This window comes from Mesorhizobium salmacidum (SeqCode) (assembly GCF_037179605.1).
Classification (GTDB): Bacteria; Pseudomonadota; Alphaproteobacteria; order Rhizobiales; family Rhizobiaceae; genus Mesorhizobium; species Mesorhizobium salmacidum.
In genome coordinates, this window is record NZ_JAPYKS010000034.1 from 1 (window position 1) to 17041 (window position 17041).

Sequence of the window (17041 nt, forward strand, 5' to 3'; positions counted from 1 at the left end):
TTGTCACCGACCAAAGCAGATTGGCAGACACAGAGCGCGGCTGTGAATGTCGGGCTGCGGCTGCCCGGCCACTCATTCAGCATTTCGTAGGCCTCCACGACTGACACGATATCGCGCGGGAAGCCCATCCCGACAAATACTGGAACGGGCTTTGAAAACAGTTGGGGTCTCATCGGTGACTCCGTTAATTTACGTACCGAAACAACACGCAAAATTGTAGAGTGGTTGCGATGACCTCGACAGTAGACCAAACGGGTGTATTGACCACTTCCCACCCGCGCCCAATGGAGGTCTCCCCATCGCGCCAGCAACGCCTTTTTGGAGACCGCGTCTGCCGCTTCGCGCACACTATTTAGATGAAATGTTGAGGCCAAAAGCGCAGGAGGCGTAGACTGGCAGGGGGGCTTCCGACCGCAGACCTCACATTTCCAGCGGCCTTTCCTGGATCCTTGCCCGCTGGCTCCGGCCGGCGGGCTTTTTAGTGTTCGGTCGGGAACAGCTCGACTAGTCGCAAGTTCGGGCGAAGGCAGCGCGTCCGGGTCTTTTCGCGCTGCTGGCTGGCCCGCGCCCTCCTGTGCGGGGCGGGGCGCGGGCCTCAGTGGCCGCCGGCGAACATACGTCAGAGACAAAGGCTCGGGAGCCGGTCGCCTACTCCGGACGGCCCTCCACGCTGCCAGTTGCCCGCCTGGCTCCGGCTGGCGGGCTTTTTGTGCACTAGGTGGGAACTTGGTATTCGTCGGCAGGTTCGAAAGGTGGCAGCCCCCCGTGCTGCTGGTCAGGTCCGAGACCTGGCCGGGCCCGCTTCCCCCGCCAGTGAGGCGGGCCCACGGGAAGCGAACCATGCGTGTGATGGGTTGACGCTGGTGGTCAGCGCCTTACTTCCTGATGATCCAATCCACCAAGGCAGCGTCAACGCGCTCGCACCCGGTAAACTCGAAAACGAGGCTCTGAGCGAGCGCGCGCCATTGACACTCCGGTGTCTTCGTTTCCAAGACCAAAGCCTTAAAGACGTTGCGGAGAATTTCGGCATCAAACGCGGACACGCGGTGCTGTTCAACGTCTCTGGTCGCCTCGTCTATCTTGCGCTGGCGAAATCGCTTTAGAAGCTCGTGCGACGCGGCGATTGCACGGCGGGTTTGGGCTATGTCACCGCGAAGCGAGGAAATGTAGGCCCTAGAGTGGTGCTGAGACAGGAAACTGGCGTCAACCACCGCCCGCGCGATGTCTGTACCGCTTTCGATCATAGCTACCTCCCAATAGCTAGGATTTTAGGTATTCCTTTTGTAAGCTTGGTCTCTAGGGGTTTCAATGTCGGTTTGATACCAAAGGATGGTGCCGAGCCTGTGGCTGGCTATCGTCTGCCGCTCCGGTTGACCTGGCTAACCGCCTAGTTGCCGGCAAGGGAAAACAGAGTCTCGTCGGCTCGGCGCCCCTGGAAAAAGAGTTGCCTGAAGGACGCCGAGCCTAACAGCGAGATTAGCGAGGGGGGCTCGTCTCGCCGGCTAATTATGCGCGCCCTTTAAGGCACTCGCACAAAGCAAAATTCCTAAACCAATGGATCGCGAACAACGTCCCTGAGAACGCTACGGCGGACGTCATCTCGATTGATGAACTCACACACAAGCTGATCGCCGATGCCAAGGCGATCGGCATCAAGCGGGTAGAGATCGATGAGGATGTCGACAGCCTCTACCGCACGATCCTCGATGCTATAGTGCATTGATGCCGGTTTGACTGAGTAGGCGTACACTGCCCAAGTCGCAGTTCAGGAGCCTTTGACGACTTCGGGCTTCAGCCGCTCATGCCTCGGCTTCTCGTGCCACATCACCTGACGCAGATCGCGCATGTCGACCGGCTGTCCGCAGATGTTGCACTTATAGAAATGGTCGCCCTCCTCGGAGGGCTCGTGCGGGTTGCCCTTAATGGGCGGTCCAAGGTCTGAAGGCTTCGTCATGCGGCCAGCAACATCCCGCCATGGCAAAAGTTCCGGAAACTGTTTTAGCTAAAGCTGATTGACTCACGGTACAGCAATCCGCCGGGGGCGACATGCCGCAATATCAGGTTCAGATCAGGGCCAGCGGATCGGTGGTGTCTTCGAGCATGCTCATGGCACAGCCTCCCTTCAAGGCGGCAGGGGCACACATGGGCCAGCCTTTCACATTATGGCGTCAGGAGGAAAACTGGGTGCGTGTCACGGAGGCCAATGGCGAAAAGCGAACCTTCGCTTACGTTTGTCGGACGGCATGAGCGCTACCGTGGCGGTCCCTTCCTTTAGGAAATGCCAAGGTTCACCCTCACTTTTCCCTCAACATGTGGAGTTTTCTTCATTCCGCCGCGCGATTTGTCTGCCGGCGGCGCCACGTTCTATTGCCGGACCGACGACTAGTCTGCCCCTCAGAGCGCGGCAGTAATGGGTCCCCTTCGGCGGGAAAGACAATTCCCGCTCCTTCGAAAGCCAGGAGCATGGCGGCGACAGTGCGGGGATGCGGTTTCCTTACCCCGTTCTCAAATTCGCTGATCATCGCTTCGCAAACATTGCACTTGGCGCCAAGCCGCACTCGCGACCAATGCAATAGCGCTCTTGCTGCTCGCGACTGCTCTGCCGTCAGGTTTCGCACTTGACGGACCTCCTGCCGACCTTCGTCATTACGTTTCGAACATCCAAATTAGCTAAAATGTTCCGGAACTGAACCGTGACTTGGGCCTTGAGTCCGAGTCTGGAGCGTTTGATGCTAGAGACCCCAGCCACGGCCGGCTGAAGTTCATCGAGCCGCAATCGCCGCTGCTGGTAGAGACGCCACCGGTGAGCGACCACTGGATCCACGAGATCAAGTATGACGGGTTTCGCAACCAGCTGATCCTCGACTGGGATGGCGCCCGGGCCTACACCAGGACCGGCAGCGACTGGTCGAACCGCTATTGGCCTGTCATCGCGGCCGTCGAACGGCTGCCCGGCGCGCGACCTCATCCTCGACGGCGAGATGATCGCACCCGAACCGGACGGCAAGCCGAATTTTCACGCCATCCATTCCCGCCTGGCCTGGAACGCCGAGCTGCTCGCCTTCGTCGCCTTTCACATCCTGTGGAAGGACGGCCAGGATTTGCGCGCACTGCCTAGGATCGAGCGGAAGGCGATCCTTTGGGATCAAGCCCGCCGACGGCGTCATTCAGTACAGCGCCCATGTCGAGGGCGGCGGCGCCGACTTCTACAGGGCGGTCGACAAGAGGGGGCTGGAGGGCATGGTCTCAAAACGCCGCAACGCGCTCTACCACAGCGGCAAGAGCGATTCCTGGATCAAGGTGAAATGCTGGGACGTAGCAGATTTCGAGCTGTTGGCATCAAGAGCGAGGCAGGGAAGATGACCGAAGGCCTGCTCGCGAAGGACGGAAAATATGTCGGCAAAGCAGCAGTTTCGGCAAACCGCTCCATCAAGGAACGGTTATGGCGGCGCGTCGAACAGGCGAGGTCGGGGCAACCGCCCGGCATTCCGAATGCGGTCGCCGACGATTTTGAATGGCTCCGTCCTGGCATGACGGCCCGCGTGCGGTATCTTCGGGGTGAATCGAAGCTGCGCCACGCCTTGGTGCAAGACGTTCGGGAAAAGGACGATGCCGGCGGATCGATTGAAGGTCCGCGAGATGGACGGGCCTACCAGGTACACGACTCCGACGACGTGATCGGGACCTTCGGGACCATCGTTGAGGTTGCTCGGTGCGCCAAGGTCTGGCTCGATTGGGGCCGCACCTTCATTGCCGGCCAGATCGCGCCGCGACTTCTCGGCAAGCTTCCTGGGCTCCGACAGCCTCGGCCGTACCCTGGGCCAGCATTCGCCAAGTGCAGGGAAATGGTTATGGTCGATCGGCACCCATGACAACCGCTGGCGCAAGCATGGCGGCCAACCCGGTACCGAAGATTCGAAGGACGCCGCGGTGGCCGCGCTCGAAGCGGAGTTCACGCGCTATATCGCGGAAACGCCAGACGGCTGGTCCGCCTATGCCGATGCGAAGGGCGCTTAGCGGGAATTGGGCTAGAGCAATCCCGAAACGGCATCTGTTCATGGCGTTGGAGGGGCAAGGACGCGCCCGAAGGGCTTGGCGTGAGTGAAGGGCCGCGGGTAGCGAGAACGCGTTATTGTAGCAAACGCACTTGTGGGCTCTTCGCCGGCACCGTCCCCTCGAGGCCGTCCCCTGTCATGTGTAGTTTTGCTGCAGAGCCGTATCGCTCTCTTCCTCAATGTCGATTTGGGATATCTGGGGTCCGCCGTCGTTGAAGTGAGCCGCCACAAAATCGCCGAACGCCACGGCGCATTCGGCCTCCATAATGGAGGCGAACCGCGACCTTGCCCGGCAGCCTTGAGGGCGGCCTGCGAGGCCGTTTCTTGGCCACCGCGCCTGGCCTGACGGAGCGCCGCGTCAGGAAACGGCCACTGCAACGAAAAGCGATTGTCCCTGCCTTTCGATGCGGAACAAGATGGGCTTTTTCTGCTGGCGGGATTTCGTCCACTCTTGCTGGATATCCGACGGCCGTGTCACGTTGTGGTTGTTGGCCGAGACGATGACGTCGCCAGGCCGAAGGCCGTTCTCGGCGGCGGGGCTATTTGGCGCCACTTCCTGGACAAAGACTCCGGTGGTACCCGGCTGGAGACCGAGTTGTTGACGCGCTTCGTCCGGAATGGGGCTCAGCGACATTCCGAGGCGTTGGTCCCCCGCTTCCGGACTGGGAACGGCACCGGTCTGCACCTCCTCATCCTTACGTTGGCCAATGGTCAGGGCCACTTCCTGCTGATTGCCACCGCGGTTTCTTGTCAGCGTCGCATTGGATCCCGGTTTTTGGCTTGCCGCTGCAAGGGTCAAGTCGTGAACATTTTGAACGTCCTTACCGTTGAACCGGGTGATCACATCCCCTGACTGCAGACCAGCCTTCTCGGCCGGACTGCCGGGCTCGACCGAGGCGACCAGCGCTCCCTTGCTGCCCGAGATCGCAAGCGCCTCGGCGATTGACGGAGTGACCTCTTGGAGACGCACTCCGATGAAGCCGCGCTCGATCCGGCCTGTGCTGATCAACTGATCAACGACGCTCTGAGCAGTTCGGGACGGCACGGCGAAACCAATGCCGATGCTGCCGCCCGACGGAGAGACGATGGCCGTATTGACCCCGATCACTTCGCCGCGCGCGTTAAACAGGGGGCCGCCGGAATTGCCTCTATTGATCGAGGCATCTGTCTGGAGGAAATCGTCGTACGGGCCAGCTTTGATGTCGCGCGAACGGGCGGAAAGAACGCCGACGGTCACGGTTCCCCCGAGCCCGAAGGGACTGCCAATCGCGATCGTCCAGGCCCCCGGCTGCATTGCGTCAGAGTCACCCCACGCGGTGGCCGTCATGTTGGGGCGTGGATCGACCTTCAGCACCGCTATGTCGGTTGCTGGGTCGCGGCCCACAATTCGTGCGGGCGAAGTCTCCTTATCGGAGAATACGACGCGGATTTCGGTGGAGTCGGCCACGACATGATTGTTGGTGACGATGTAGCCCTCCGTACTGACCACGAAACCGGAGCCAAGAGCTTCTCGTACCTGCGGCTGGGCAGGCCCGCGGCTGTCGAAGGGGTTGAGATAATCGTCGAGCATCGTTTGGTCCTGGATGATCTGTCTCGTCGTGATCGCGACCACGGCCGGCAGCTTCTGACGCACGATCGCGCTGAAGTCGTTCGGGATTTCCTGTGCTGAAACCGGAGCAAAGCCGCCAGCCGAGAGCATCAAAGATCCTGCGACGAAGCTAATGCACAGTCGCTTCCTTGAAATGTAAGCCATGACTGGGGTTCTCCTTCCGGACCGCCCTGACGCTGCTGCGCGACTTGTCCCAGACCCAAGAACTGGCATTCACGTCGATTGTTTCACCGGTTCGAAAAAATGTTGATGGTGGGCTGAGCTGCGAGAATGTGGCCCCGCGGGGCCATCGAAATTTGCTCGAAGCCCGCCGAAATTTCAGTGGAAGGAGTTTCGCCTGCCGCGCCAGCATCACAAGCACCTGAAGTCCACCAAGCAAAGCAAGTTGGCGGGAAGCCGGGACCTAGGACACATTGTCGAGCAAGGTCGACTTATCCCAGGCCTTGTGTTGATTCAGGCAGCCATTCACCATTCGGCGTCATTTCGTTGACTGTCTCGGGTAGGTCCCGCGTAATCCTTCTGATTAGCTCCTCGCGCGAAAGACCCGTCTCCACCGACATGGACATCAGTGTACCTTCGTCCATCGCCGCTTCGACGAGCCTTGGCTCGATTGGTTGGTTTGGGCCGTTGCCAACCCACGAGTCGACTTTAGATCCTGCGCCCAGCTCCCTGAATCGGTCGAGGATCTGACCAAGGTCAGCCCTCGACACGCCATTGGTGATCTGAGCCAGAATTCTGCGTTGCGGATCGTTTGGGTTAAGATACCCCGCTTCCGGAATCAATTCACAGAGTTTGTCGCGACTTCGGTATGCCAAAACGCCAAGCATCGCGATCGCCAGTCTTCCCAGATTTGCCATTTGGTCTCCTCCGCGGTTTGGCATGAGCGAGTCTTGGCGAATGCCGACGCGTCCGTGCTCGAATAACTGCCGGTCGGCTCGCCGGCGGAGAGGACGCGTCCTTCCGGCGCTTGGCTCCCGCCCTGCGTCGATCGAACCTCCTAACCGGCGCCTCCCGGGTTTGTTCCGCTTGTCGGAGTTTGTCGGTGAACGATGCAGGGGCGCGCCGACCCGACGGGAAACTCTACCGGTCGAGAGATAGAGTCGGCCCAATCTGACCTATTTTCAGAACGATGGCGGATCGGTTGCCCTAGCTATCCGGGACGCTGGCTCGCGCACGAATTTCATTTTCGGCGGCACGGCCAACTGCCTGAACCGATCAGCCAGGCTGTCGAGAGCTTGGCGCATGCCCACGCCCGCAGCCGCCGCCCCGTGTCCGCTGATGACCATCTGCGGCTTCAGTGCGGCCAAGCGCTTCACCGATCTTTCCGCCGCATCCCAGTCGGGCGTGAAATAGCGTGGCGGACCGTGCATCTCGAGATCCTGAACGGCGACCTCATAGACCGACTCCTGACCCGTGGTGATGAAAGCGTCTCCCACGATCAGCGAGCGGTCTTCCTCCCGCCAGAGCGAGATATGCCCCGGGGCGTGTCCTGGCGTGTGCAGCCATTGCCATCCGGGCATCCCGGGGATCGATCCGTCGGCAGGCAAGGACACCAAGCGGTCCCCAAGATCGATCGGCCCGCGTGGAAAGAGCGGCGAAAGCAATGCCATCAGTCCACCCCCTACCCAGGGGTCCGGTGGCGGATAAAACGTGGTTCCGTCCAGATAAGGGCGCTCGAGCGGGTGTGCGAAGACAGGCACGTCCCACGTATTCGCAAGGTCCAGAACCGTTCCCACATGGTCGAAATGGCCGTGAGTCAAGATGATCGCGGCCGGCCGCGTGTCAGTCCCAAAGCGCTTTTCCGCGACCGCAAGGATGCTGCTCCGGGACGTCGGCAACCCTGTATCGATCAGCACCCATTTGCGATCTCCGCTGCCCGGTGCGCCGAAGAACACGACATTGACGATTGCCAATCGCAAATAGCCCAGATCTGGTGCGATATTCCAAGCGCCGTCGCCACGATCCTCGCGCCTGGCGCGGTCGATATCGGAAAGTCGAATTTGAACGGTCATATGATCCCGTGCCTCTGTTGTTTGCTGAGCATCCGGCCGAGCTGACCGATGCCGGTGGTACATCCCCGAACTTGGCTCGGGCCGCCTTGTTCCTGATTTGCCTTCGCCACCCAGCTACCGGACGGTGGACCACCGGAACAAAGACACGACCAATCGGTTCGGCACTACTCGGTCATGTAAGAATGAGGGGTATGCCGAACTGAGCAGGGGGATGCTGCTTGCCCGATCGGATGCGGTTTCTCCAAGGCAGTTCTCGCTCCGAACAATCCGGCCGAGTGCGAAGCCGACTGACCAAAGGAGACTTCGAATGAACGAGGCGGCACGCACGAAGGGCCAGGAGGTGGATGCTTCGGTTTCCGGTGCTTGGCGCTTTGCCAGTTTTTTCATGGCGGGCTTTGAATGCTCCTCGCATCGGCGCAAGGACGGCGTTCGCCTCGACCTTATTCGTGCGACCTCGCATAATTTGCATGCCCTGGGCGACTACCGCGGCTGTGCCGAACTCGGCCTTCGCACCATCCGCGACGGGTTGCGCTGGCACCTGATCGAAACCGCTCCCGGAACCTATGACTGGTCAAGTTGGGCGCCTATGGTCGAGGCAGCCAAAACGGCAGGTGTCCAGGTCATCTGGGACATCTTCCACTACGGATCCCCAGACCACGTCGATCAGGGGTCGCAGCATTTCATCGATGCATATGCCTCGTTTGCGGCCGAGGCCGTGAGGGTGCACCGCTCGATTACCGGAACATCGCCTCTGTTGTGTCCAATCAACGAGATCTCCTTCTTCGCCTGGGCTGTTGAGGTCGGCTATTTCCCGCGCGTGGGGCCGAACAAACGCGGATGGTTCAAGCGGCATCTCGTCAAGGCTGCCATCGCGGGTGTTCGTGCCATGCGGCAGGTCGACCCAGCATGCAGGTTTGTCTGGGCCGAGCCGCTCATCCATATCGCTCCCCGCGACCGGACCCGCGCCGAACGGCGCCGGGCCGAAAACGCCCGACTGGGACAGTTCGAGGCTTACGACCTGTTGCTGGGCCGCGTCGAACCTGAGTTGGGCGGGAGCGAAGACGTTGTCGACGCCGTTGGCCTGAATTTCTACCCGCACAATCAATGGTACATAAATGGGCCGACCATTCCGATGGGGCACCACGAGTACCGGGCTCTGTCGGAAATGTTGATCGAGGTCGCTCATCGATACGGCAAGCCCATGTTCATCGCTGAGACCGGCTCGGAGGGATCCGGCGGGCCGGCTTGGCTCCATTATGTCTGCGACGAGGTGCGTGCGGCAATGAGCCTCGAAGCACCGATTGAGGGTATTTGCCTGTATCCGATAACCGCCTATCCCGGATGGGATAATTCCCGCCATGCCGAAGTGGGGCTGTTTTCGGTCATCCAGGCGGATGGCCTGCGACGCCTCCGCCAGCCAATCGCGGATGAACTGATTCGTCAGCAAGACCTGTTGGTGCCGAACCGCTGAAAGCGTGGTCGACAAAACCATGGGCAGGGCGCCAGCGATGGACGCCCCCCGCGCCCTTGGATCAGCTTTTTGCGGTTTCCCCCTCCTCGCGCAACTTGGCATACCGCAAGGTGACGTCGCTTAGGTTTTCCTTCAGCCAATCGGCCATGGCTTCCTCTTCGCTCAGATTTTGCTTGAGGGCCATTTCAGCATCCTGAAATCCGCCAGCCTCGGCGAGCACCAGCAGCGAATTGTAGGCGGCAATCTCGTAGTTCTCGAAGGCGAAATTCGCCAGGCTGTTCTTGATGATCTCGTCGCCGGCCATCGAGTGGCCCATGGCAGCCATGCTACCAACCATCGACAGGGCTGTGTCCTTGAGAGTGGAGTGCTCTTCATCGAGCCCCTCCAGAACCGCCTCGAGCCGCGTGATTTGGCCTTCGGTCTCCCGAATGTGCCGGCGCAAGCGATCGGCCACCTCTGGATAATTCTCAATACGCTCTACCTGTGGTTTCATGATCGACAGCGCCTGGTTCTCCATGGCATGCGCGTTGCGCAAGCCAACAATGAAGATCGAACGGCTCTCCGAGTTGAAGTTTGTATCCATCGCAATTCTCCTTCTGATTGCCCCGCCCAAATTTAACTCCGGGGTGACGGAGTACTTACCGCCAGGCCCGCCAACGACGTCTTTCCCGCGCTTGCCCATTCCGGGACGCTCCTTTGGATGCGGGCGAAAGTAGCCAGAGCCTGTCCGACCACCTGATCCATATTGTAGTAGCGGTATGTTGCCAGGCGGCCGACAAACCACACGTCCGGACAGGTTGCGGAGAGCGCTTCATAGCGCTTGTAGAGCGCTTCGTTTTCGGCCCGCGGCACCGGATAGTACGGATCCCCGACATCCGTGGGGTATTCGTAGGTCAGGCTGGTCCGCGAGTTCTGCTGGCCGGTGAGATGCTTGTATTCCGTGATGCGAGTGTAATCTTGCGTCTGCGGATAATTGACGACCGCGACTGGCTGAAACTGCTCGCAGTCCAGCGTCACGTGCTCGAAACGCAGCGAGCGATAGGGAAGATGCCCGAGCTGCCACCCGAAATATTCATCGATTGGGCCGGTATAGATCATGCGCCTGAACGGGATCTTCTCACGGATTTCGCGGAAATCGGTCTGCAGCATGATCTTGATGTTCGGATGATCGAGCATGCGTTCGAACATCCTTGTGTATCCGCCAGCCGGCATTTTCTGGAAGCTGTCGCTGAAATAGCGGTCGTCATGATTGGTCCTGGTCGGCACTCGTGCCGTCACCGATTTGCTCAGTTGACTGGGATCGACCCCCCATTGCTTCCTCGTATAGCCACGGAAGAATTTCTCGTAGAGTTCGCGTCCCACGGTGCTGACGACCACGTCCTCGGCCGTGCGGACGTCCTCCACAGTCTCGCGTCGGGACGCGAAGAAATCCTCCAGCTGTGCCGAGGTCAGGTCGAGCCCATAAAGGCGGTTGATCGTGTCAAGATTAATCGGGATAGGAACGAGTTTTCCGTCCACCGCCGCCAACACCCTGTGCTCGTATGACCGCCACTGGGTGAACTGCGAAAGGTAATCCACGATCGCCTGGCTGTTGGTGTGGAAGATATGCGGACCGTAGCGATGGATGAGGATGCCGGCTTCGTTATAACAATCGTAGGCGTTGCCGCCGACATGGCCGCGGCGATCGACCAGCAGAACGCTCTCGTGACGCTGCGAGGCTATTCTTTCGGCAAGCACGCTGCCGGCAAAACCTGCCCCCACGACCAGCCAATCGAACATGGCTAAGCGCTCCTGCGAAGCGGGACGACCTTTTTACGTTGATAAACGCGCTCAATGTGAGCTGCCATGGCATTCCATGTTCGCTCCCAGGACATGTCTGCAAGGTAGGCATCGACTTGCTGCAGAAGCACCTGGCGCGGGCGCAAAAGAACGGACCGCAGCTTGATTTCCATGTCGTCGCCGTCGGCGATTTCCACCAGTCCGGCCGCGCCGTAGCTGCGCACCACGTCAACGATCGCCGTCGAGATCACCGGCAGGCCAGCCGCCAGGAATTCCGGCGTCTTGGTCGGGCTGATGAACCGGGTCGCTTCGTTGAGCGCGAACGGCATCCAGCCTGCATCCCAATGGCGCAGGTAGTCGGGCAGGTCGTGGTAGGCTTTCCCGCCCAACCAGTGCAGATTTTGCGCCTGCGGCAGGTCTGCGGGGTCGATCTTGACCACCGGGCCGAGCATGACGAAATGCACGTCCGGCATAGTCTCCGCCGCTTGAGCCACGAGATCGACATCCAGCCGCTCGTCGATTACGCCGAAATATCCTACCCTCGGGTGGGGAATGTCGGCCTGATCGGCTGGGTCTTTGCCCAGCTTCCTGGCCTTGTGAAAGTGGTTCACATCGATGCTGCTAGGGAAGGGATAGATCGCATGGTGTAGGTGGCGCTTGGTCTCGAACAAGCTCAGGCCGCCGGTGAAAACCAGATCGGCGCGGCGCAGAAGCGCCTTTTCCATCTGCTGCAGTTCGGGCGGCGCATTCTTGAACGCAGAGAGTTCGTCCATGCAATCATAAACGCATATGTCCGCCTCTAGATACTCCGTAAAGCGAAGAGCCATCGGCGTGTAATACCAAGCGATCAGCCGGCTGTGCGGCATAGAAGCGATTGTCTGCTGCACAAATCTCCGCTGCACGGCATCTGCTTTCGCGGCCGACGTGCCGACCGGGAGCACTGGTGTCACAATCAGAATGTTTGGCGAGGCCTCGCTCGTCCGCATTAGCGGCTGCGGCAGTTCTTCGAAAAGGGGTTCTTCAAAGTACACCACTCTCTGCTGCATGGATGCGAGAGTGAGGATATGCTGCGGGCGTTGATGAACGAAATTCCACCTTAAATGGGAAAAGCAAACCAGAAGATTTTGCCTGCCAGCGTGTTTACTGGCGGTTACCCCGCCCAAGGCTGCTTCCATTGAGATATTCCTTTTTATAGGCTGTGGTTTATGTTTGCGACTAACATTTGTTAGTCGTGGATGAGGCGAAACTACACTTCCATTCCAGGTCCTAACTTTCGGACAGGTGACTTGTTCCAAGGTGAAACAGAGAGCCTCAGTCACCGCTTTGCATTGGACGAATGCAAACCCCGGCTGCAGCCGCCCGCGGCTGGTCATCGAAAGCCTCCCGACCAGGGTTTGGTGGTGGAGAAGCGCCTTTGCCGTATTTGTGTTGAACTCGCCGGCTATAAAATGCTCAGGACATCAAATTGATTCGCCTGCATCACTGGGCGCGTCCAAGGGCAAGGGCAGATCCCGGGGGCTGAGATGAAGATCGAGTTCGATACCAACGTGTTTCCGCTGTTTCATCCGCAAAGCGTGGATGACCTAAAGGACCCATGCCCCGTCTTCGATGGCAGGCTGTGGCATGTCTTCGGTTCAAGCGGGACGGTAACGACCGAGACGTGGAGAATCCTGCACGCGACGGCGCCCGACCTTTATGGGCCTTGGTCCGAGCACGAAGTGATCGAGCTGCCTATCAACGGGACGGGGGTCGCGGCTCCGGGCGTCATCCACGAAAGTGGCGTCTTCCACATGTTCATCCAGACCGAGTTCATGAAATCCGGTGGCCGTTGCGAGCATGCGGTTTCCAACGACGGCTTCCATTGGGTGGTTCTCAGCCCAGCCATTCTTGCCATCCCCGACACGCAGGAGGATGGCATCTACGATCCGCACCCCGCCGTCATTGCTGGCAAGCGCTATCTCGTTTATTCCGGCATGCCAAAATTCAACAGGGTGCCACAGCCCGACATCTATCTCGCACGCAGCCAGTCCGACTCGTGGTTCGGTCCATGGAAGCGGATCGGCAAGATCCTCGATCACGCTGATCTTCCTCATCACAATACGCGAGAGGATCCCGACTATGAATGGGGCATAGAGGGTGCACAACTGGTCGAGTTACCGGATGGCCGCGTGCTTTTGAACGCCACTTGCTTTCTCCCAAATGGCCTTCGTGGGAACCGTCAGCGCGTGTTTTTCGCCATCGCCGACGAGGTTGCTGGACCCTACGTGTCGATAGGCCCGGTGCTCGAACCAGGCCAGCCGGGCGAGAACGGTCATTCAACGGTAATGATCGAAGGCAGTCAGCTTTCACTGTTCTACCAGAGCCGGGTTGCCGCGACCGATCACCGGTGGCGCTACGGCTTGGCCAGATGTGACGTCGCTCTGTTTTCCAAGGTAGCATGACCCCGACCGTGCCAATTTAGCGCCAACAGTGCTCAGCCGGCCAGGGGTCTTCGCCGTGTTGCGTCCGCGAGCACGGTCAGCGCCATGGAGGCGCTTGAGGAGACCGGTTATTGGTCGATCACCTGGCACGAGAAAAAGCACCCCGACGGGCGGGTTGTTTCGCGACTTCGGAAGCGTCAAGGAATACCTCGCCGACGACGAGGACGAGCTATGAGGCAGCCGCGGGGCAAGGACGCTCGATGAGACTCGTGATCGAGTGCCAACAGAACGCCGGTCGTTTCAGGCGAGGACCATCCCGGCCAACACCACAGTGAGCAGCAGTGATACCGGCACGGCTAGAAGACAGCATAACTCGATGGTTTTTGTATCTTGCCGCTTGTCCATCTCCACCGCCTCGCTTTGATCGCTGTCATTTTGACGCTAACGGGTGGCCAAAGGAAGCGGTTCCGCGCGATGCTGTTAGAGATGCGGTCGGTGCTGTATATTAGCAACACCTTGATCGACCCCAAGGTCATGGACATATCTGCATGTCCTGCATCGAGGAGGCGTGTCGCAAATCCCGACGCTGAAGGGTGACCGGCTTCGAAGCGCGGGAACGCGCATCTCAGCGCGTCCACTGGATCATGACGAGAATCGCGACTGCGACTGCTCCCATGAAAAGCAAAATCGCGATAACGCGTAAGCGCTCCGAAAAGATTTGGTGCCGAGCTCGACCTAACATTGAAGAATCGTAGGCATCGTAGGGCCTCTCATCCTCCCCATACTGGTGGCTGTCAGAGTCTTTCTTCGGCTTTGGGCGTTGTCGAAGTATCGCCATAAGGCGAATGATAGCGCACTAGGCCGTTGCTAGGCAGTGGGTTCGTAGCAAGAATTCCCCCAATAAACCATGGAGCACTGCTTCCACTGCGTAGGCGGCGACTTTGAGATGTTCTCTTAAGCTTTGGGAGGGCCTCGCGGGGACTTTGTTTCCGCGGTCCTTGGAGCGACGCATCGCTTTTGAGATGGGGAAGGAAAATGGACCGCTCCAGAACGCTACGCGGAGCGGTCCAATCTGTATCGCCTTTTGAGCCAGCACCCGTCTGACCGCCTAGTGCAGGACCTCGACAATCTGATGCGTCTCGGGGTCAACCAAAACAGTCTGGTCATTGATAACTGCGACCCTGTATTTGATGTTTGGAACTTCCCTCAATTCAACTTTATCCGGAACCGACGAACCAAGCTTCAACTCGAGGCCGAGCAGATTCACGGACGCCAGCGGTTGTTTATTAACGTATTCACGAACGATAGTTTGTTCCTCTGGCTTGAGTACAACGACATCATCAGCGAAAGCCGCACCAAGGCTGCCCATTAGGACCAAAGAAGCAACAGCACTCGACAGAATTCTCATGACCATTCTCCTGATTGCCCGCTCCCGAAGAGTGAAACTAATTGCCCTACGGGAAGTTCCCGGAGAACCGTCTGTTGACTGAACAGGTCGACCGCCTGAGCCGCCTGTCGGACAAGGACTGAGACCAGCTCAAGCGCGAGATCAAGGACCGAGAGGTCAAGGTCGTGGCGCTGGATTTGCCGACCTCGCACATGATGCTGAAGACCGAGGACACCTTCACCGGTCGGATGTTCGACGCCATCAACGGGATGCTGCTCGACATGCTCGCCGCCATCGCCCGCAAGGACTATGACGACCGACGCCGCAGGCAGGCTCAGAGGATCGCCAAGGCGAAAGCAGACGGGAAGATGAAGGGTCGCCCCGAGGACGCCCAGCGCAATGAGGCCATCATGGACATGCTGCGCAAGGGACAGAGCTGGAATACCATCACGAGGGCCACCAACTGCTCGCGCTCGACACTCGCGCAGCTTGCAAAGCGCGTTGCTCCTGCTCATTAACTGGACGGGGGCGCGATCGCTGACGCAACCATCAGGTTCGGCTCAAGTTCATCCCGCCGCAGTGCCGCGCCTAGTCGAGACGCCGCCGGTTAGCGACGACTGGCTGCAAGAATCAAATATGATGGCTACCGGACCCAAGTGATTCTCGACTGGGACGGCGCTCGAGCCTACACAAAGACCGGCATCGACTGGAAGTTCTCTGACTGCATTCTAGCGGAGGCGCCGCCGCTGCGTTTGCGCGTTTGCCGTAGGGAGAGGGTGGAAAGGCCGTCGCGACGGGTCGAGGGCTGGAGGAGAGGCTTCCGGCGCCCGTCGCGGAGAAAGTTCCATGACCCAGTTGCAAGCTCTCGCCCCCGCAGTGAATCCACGGGGCGGCTATAAGGTCGATGTCAGTCGCGGCCAGCGTATCGGCCGGGTGTCGTCGGAGTGGTTCAACCGCCCGGCGGACGAGCGATACCTGTCTCTCACCGATCTCCACAATTCGGTGAAGCGGCGATCTGAACGCAGCAAGACGCGCATCGTCGAAAGTGAGCTAATTCGGGTCGAGGCCAGCCGCGACGATCCGGAGCGCCTGAGGCTAATGCTGCCCGATGCGCCTGCTCCAGTTGCCCCCACGCACTGGAGTTTTGGCCAACTCGCCAGTCTGGTTGGCGCGCCGGCCACCTATCTGCGTCAGCTTCCGGCCCCCCTCGCGGCGATCAATCTCCAGCACGGTCTCCTTAGCCATCGCGCCGAGCAGGTGAAGACGCTGGAAATCGAGAACGGACGCCTCGAGCTGCGGGCGGTAACAGGCCCGGACTATGGCAGAATTTTTGACTCAGAATTGATCGAGGCCGTGCAGAAGATCGCCGGCAACGGTACCGGCGACACCCGCTGGAAGGTGCCAGGTGTGCTCGACTGGTCGACCGGGACCTACAATCCTAACGTCGACATCTCCAGCAACACCACGACACTCTACGCGTCTGACCGCGATGTCTTTTTGTTCCTCGTCGACGATTTGAACCCGATCGAAGCTGGGCGGCTGCCGAATGGGGAGCCGGATCTCTATTTCCGCGGCTTCTACTGCTGGAATTCCGAAGTCGGAGCCCGCACCCTCGGGATCGCCAGCTTCTATCTGCGCGCGGTGTGTCAGAACCGCAATCTTTGGGGCGTTGAAGATTTCGAGGAAATCACCATCCGCCATTCAAAGTATGCCGCCTCGCGGTTCGCCCTGGAAGCCGAGCCGGCGCTGATCCAGTTCGCCGATTCCTCGGCCATGCCGTTCGTCAACGGCATCGAGGCAGCGCGGCAACGGATCGTCGCCCGGGATGACGAAGATCGCCAGGGCTTCCTGCGCAAGCGCGGCTTCTCAAAGTCCGAGACCACGAAGATCATCGATACTGTGCTGCTGGAGGAAGGCCGGCCGCCGGAATCGATCTTCGATTTCGTACAGGGCATCACGCGGGTCGCGCGCGACAAGGCGCATCAGGATGTTCGCCTGGACATGGAAGGCAAGGCCAAGAAGCTTCTCGACTTCGCCGCCTGATCCTTCCAATGCCGGCTTGAAAGGACCTTCGGTAGCCGGGCCCTATGCCTGTGATCTCCGTCAAGCCAGCGCCGTCCTCAAACGCACGAGGACGGCGCGTTTTCTTTTTCAGAAACGGGTCATAGCCGGACCACTGACTTTCGCCCGCCCTGTCGTGACAAACTAAGAGCATCACCGTCGACCGGCAGGCACTGATCCATATGCCGACGGATAACGCCAACATCCTGGAGTCCCTCGGCGGCTCGGTCGCCTTGAAATCCGCGAG

General features: G+C 59.6%; 16 protein-coding genes. 6 read left to right on the forward strand and 10 right to left on the reverse strand.

Translation table 11 applies throughout. The features are described 5' to 3' along the window. Positions 1 to 842, reverse strand: an 842-nt coding sequence (locus O7A60_RS32025; protein ID WP_415926868.1) for a DUF982 domain-containing protein, incomplete at its 3' end; no start/stop codon positions are given. 33 nt (positions 843 to 875) lie between these two features. Then, entirely contained in the window at positions 876 to 1244 is a 369-nt protein-coding gene (locus O7A60_RS28350) for a hypothetical protein (protein ID WP_337109020.1), read from the reverse strand. Positions 1245 to 1558: 314 nt separating this feature from the next. Here O7A60_RS28350 and O7A60_RS32160 point away from each other — a divergent pair, with 314 nt between their 5' ends. After that, positions 1559 to 1723, forward strand: a complete 165-nt coding sequence (locus O7A60_RS32160) for a DUF768 domain-containing protein (RefSeq protein ID WP_463147748.1) — start codon at positions 1559 to 1561, stop codon at positions 1721 to 1723. A 42-nt stretch (positions 1724 to 1765) separates the two neighbouring features. On the opposite strand, the gene O7A60_RS28355 is transcribed toward O7A60_RS32160, so the two are convergent. Further along, on the reverse strand, positions 1766 to 1954 hold the full coding sequence (locus tag O7A60_RS28355; RefSeq protein ID WP_337109021.1) for a hypothetical protein: 189 nt from the start codon (positions 1952 to 1954) through the stop codon (positions 1766 to 1768). Positions 1955 to 2981: 1027 nt separating this feature from the next. Here O7A60_RS28355 and O7A60_RS28360 point away from each other — a divergent pair. Then, a complete protein-coding gene (locus O7A60_RS28360; protein WP_337109022.1) occupies positions 2982 to 3872 on the forward strand; it encodes a hypothetical protein in 891 nt (296 codons plus the stop codon). Positions 3873 to 4413: 541 nt separating this feature from the next. Here the strand turns inward: O7A60_RS28360 and O7A60_RS28365 are convergent. From O7A60_RS28365 to O7A60_RS28375, 3 genes are all read right to left on the reverse strand, one after another. After that, positions 4414 to 5808 (reverse strand): Do family serine endopeptidase, encoded by a 1395-nt coding sequence (locus O7A60_RS28365; protein WP_337109023.1) that lies wholly within the window; start codon positions 5806 to 5808, stop codon positions 4414 to 4416. Between the two features lie 287 nt (positions 5809 to 6095). Next, positions 6096 to 6521: a YidB family protein gene (locus O7A60_RS28370; RefSeq protein WP_051442701.1), complete on the reverse strand. Its 426-nt coding sequence runs from the start codon at positions 6519 to 6521 to the stop codon at positions 6096 to 6098. Between the two features lie 264 nt (positions 6522 to 6785). Further along, positions 6786 to 7676, reverse strand: coding sequence for an MBL fold metallo-hydrolase (locus O7A60_RS28375; protein ID WP_337109024.1), 891 nt, complete (start codon positions 7674 to 7676; stop codon positions 6786 to 6788). Positions 7677 to 7983: 307 nt separating this feature from the next. On the opposite strand from O7A60_RS28375, the gene O7A60_RS28380 reads away from it, so the two are divergent. Then, on the forward strand, positions 7984 to 9147 hold the full coding sequence (locus O7A60_RS28380; protein ID WP_337109025.1) for a glycoside hydrolase family 26 protein: 1164 nt from the start codon (positions 7984 to 7986) through the stop codon (positions 9145 to 9147). 61 nt (positions 9148 to 9208) lie between these two features. On the opposite strand, the gene O7A60_RS28385 is transcribed toward O7A60_RS28380, so the two are convergent. The 3 genes from O7A60_RS28385 to O7A60_RS28395 are packed head-to-tail and all read right to left on the reverse strand — an operon-like array spanning position 9209 to position 12101. Continuing rightward, entirely contained in the window at positions 9209 to 9730 is a 522-nt protein-coding gene (locus tag O7A60_RS28385; protein ID WP_027144382.1) for a ferritin-like domain-containing protein, read from the reverse strand. A 32-nt stretch (positions 9731 to 9762) separates the two neighbouring features. After that, positions 9763 to 10926, reverse strand: a complete 1164-nt coding sequence (glf, locus tag O7A60_RS28390; RefSeq protein ID WP_337109026.1) for a UDP-galactopyranose mutase — start codon at positions 10924 to 10926, stop codon at positions 9763 to 9765. 2 nt (positions 10927 to 10928) lie between these two features. Next, positions 10929 to 12101, reverse strand: a complete 1173-nt coding sequence (locus tag O7A60_RS28395) for a glycosyltransferase family protein (RefSeq protein ID WP_337109027.1) — start codon at positions 12099 to 12101, stop codon at positions 10929 to 10931. A 348-nt stretch (positions 12102 to 12449) separates the two neighbouring features. On the opposite strand from O7A60_RS28395, the gene O7A60_RS28400 reads away from it, so the two are divergent. Beyond that, positions 12450 to 13367 (forward strand): glycoside hydrolase family protein, encoded by a 918-nt coding sequence (locus O7A60_RS28400; protein ID WP_337109028.1) that lies wholly within the window; start codon positions 12450 to 12452, stop codon positions 13365 to 13367. A 1087-nt stretch (positions 13368 to 14454) separates the two neighbouring features. Here the strand turns inward: O7A60_RS28400 and O7A60_RS28405 are convergent. After that, positions 14455 to 14754, reverse strand: a complete 300-nt coding sequence (locus tag O7A60_RS28405) for a DUF1236 domain-containing protein (protein ID WP_337109029.1) — start codon at positions 14752 to 14754, stop codon at positions 14455 to 14457. 164 nt (positions 14755 to 14918) lie between these two features. On the opposite strand from O7A60_RS28405, the gene O7A60_RS28410 reads away from it, so the two are divergent. Both O7A60_RS28410 and O7A60_RS28415 read left to right on the forward strand, forming a co-directional pair. Continuing rightward, on the forward strand, positions 14919 to 15251 hold the full coding sequence (locus O7A60_RS28410; protein WP_337109030.1) for a helix-turn-helix domain-containing protein: 333 nt from the start codon (positions 14919 to 14921) through the stop codon (positions 15249 to 15251). Between the two features lie 328 nt (positions 15252 to 15579). Beyond that, on the forward strand, positions 15580 to 16776 hold the full coding sequence (locus O7A60_RS28415; RefSeq protein ID WP_337109031.1) for a DUF932 domain-containing protein: 1197 nt from the start codon (positions 15580 to 15582) through the stop codon (positions 16774 to 16776). Positions 16777 to 17041 lie beyond the last annotated feature (265 nt).

What these genes read in the sequence shown, in the direction of transcription:
- O7A60_RS28350 (WP_337109020.1), bottom strand. Translation starts at nt 1,244, where the DNA reads ATGATCGAAAGCGGTACAGACATCGCGCGGGCGGTGGTTGACGCCAGT.
- O7A60_RS28355 (WP_337109021.1), bottom strand. Translation starts at nt 1,954, where the DNA reads ATGACGAAGCCTTCAGACCTTGGACCGCCCATTAAGGGCAACCCGCAC.
- O7A60_RS28360 (WP_337109022.1), top strand. Translation starts at nt 2,982, where the DNA reads ATGATCGCACCCGAACCGGACGGCAAGCCGAATTTTCACGCCATCCAT.
- O7A60_RS28365 (WP_337109023.1), bottom strand. Translation starts at nt 5,808, where the DNA reads ATGGCTTACATTTCAAGGAAGCGACTGTGCATTAGCTTCGTCGCAGGA.
- O7A60_RS28370 (WP_051442701.1), bottom strand. Translation starts at nt 6,521, where the DNA reads ATGGCAAATCTGGGAAGACTGGCGATCGCGATGCTTGGCGTTTTGGCA.
- O7A60_RS28375 (WP_337109024.1), bottom strand. Translation starts at nt 7,676, where the DNA reads ATGACCGTTCAAATTCGACTTTCCGATATCGACCGCGCCAGGCGCGAG.
- O7A60_RS28380 (WP_337109025.1), top strand. Translation starts at nt 7,984, where the DNA reads ATGAACGAGGCGGCACGCACGAAGGGCCAGGAGGTGGATGCTTCGGTT.
- O7A60_RS28385 (WP_027144382.1), bottom strand. Translation starts at nt 9,730, where the DNA reads ATGGATACAAACTTCAACTCGGAGAGCCGTTCGATCTTCATTGTTGGC.
- glf (WP_337109026.1), bottom strand. Translation starts at nt 10,926, where the DNA reads ATGTTCGATTGGCTGGTCGTGGGGGCAGGTTTTGCCGGCAGCGTGCTT.
- O7A60_RS28395 (WP_337109027.1), bottom strand. Translation starts at nt 12,101, where the DNA reads ATGGAAGCAGCCTTGGGCGGGGTAACCGCCAGTAAACACGCTGGCAGG.
- O7A60_RS28400 (WP_337109028.1), top strand. Translation starts at nt 12,450, where the DNA reads ATGAAGATCGAGTTCGATACCAACGTGTTTCCGCTGTTTCATCCGCAA.
- O7A60_RS28405 (WP_337109029.1), bottom strand. Translation starts at nt 14,754, where the DNA reads ATGAGAATTCTGTCGAGTGCTGTTGCTTCTTTGGTCCTAATGGGCAGC.
- O7A60_RS28415 (WP_337109031.1), top strand. Translation starts at nt 15,580, where the DNA reads ATGACCCAGTTGCAAGCTCTCGCCCCCGCAGTGAATCCACGGGGCGGC.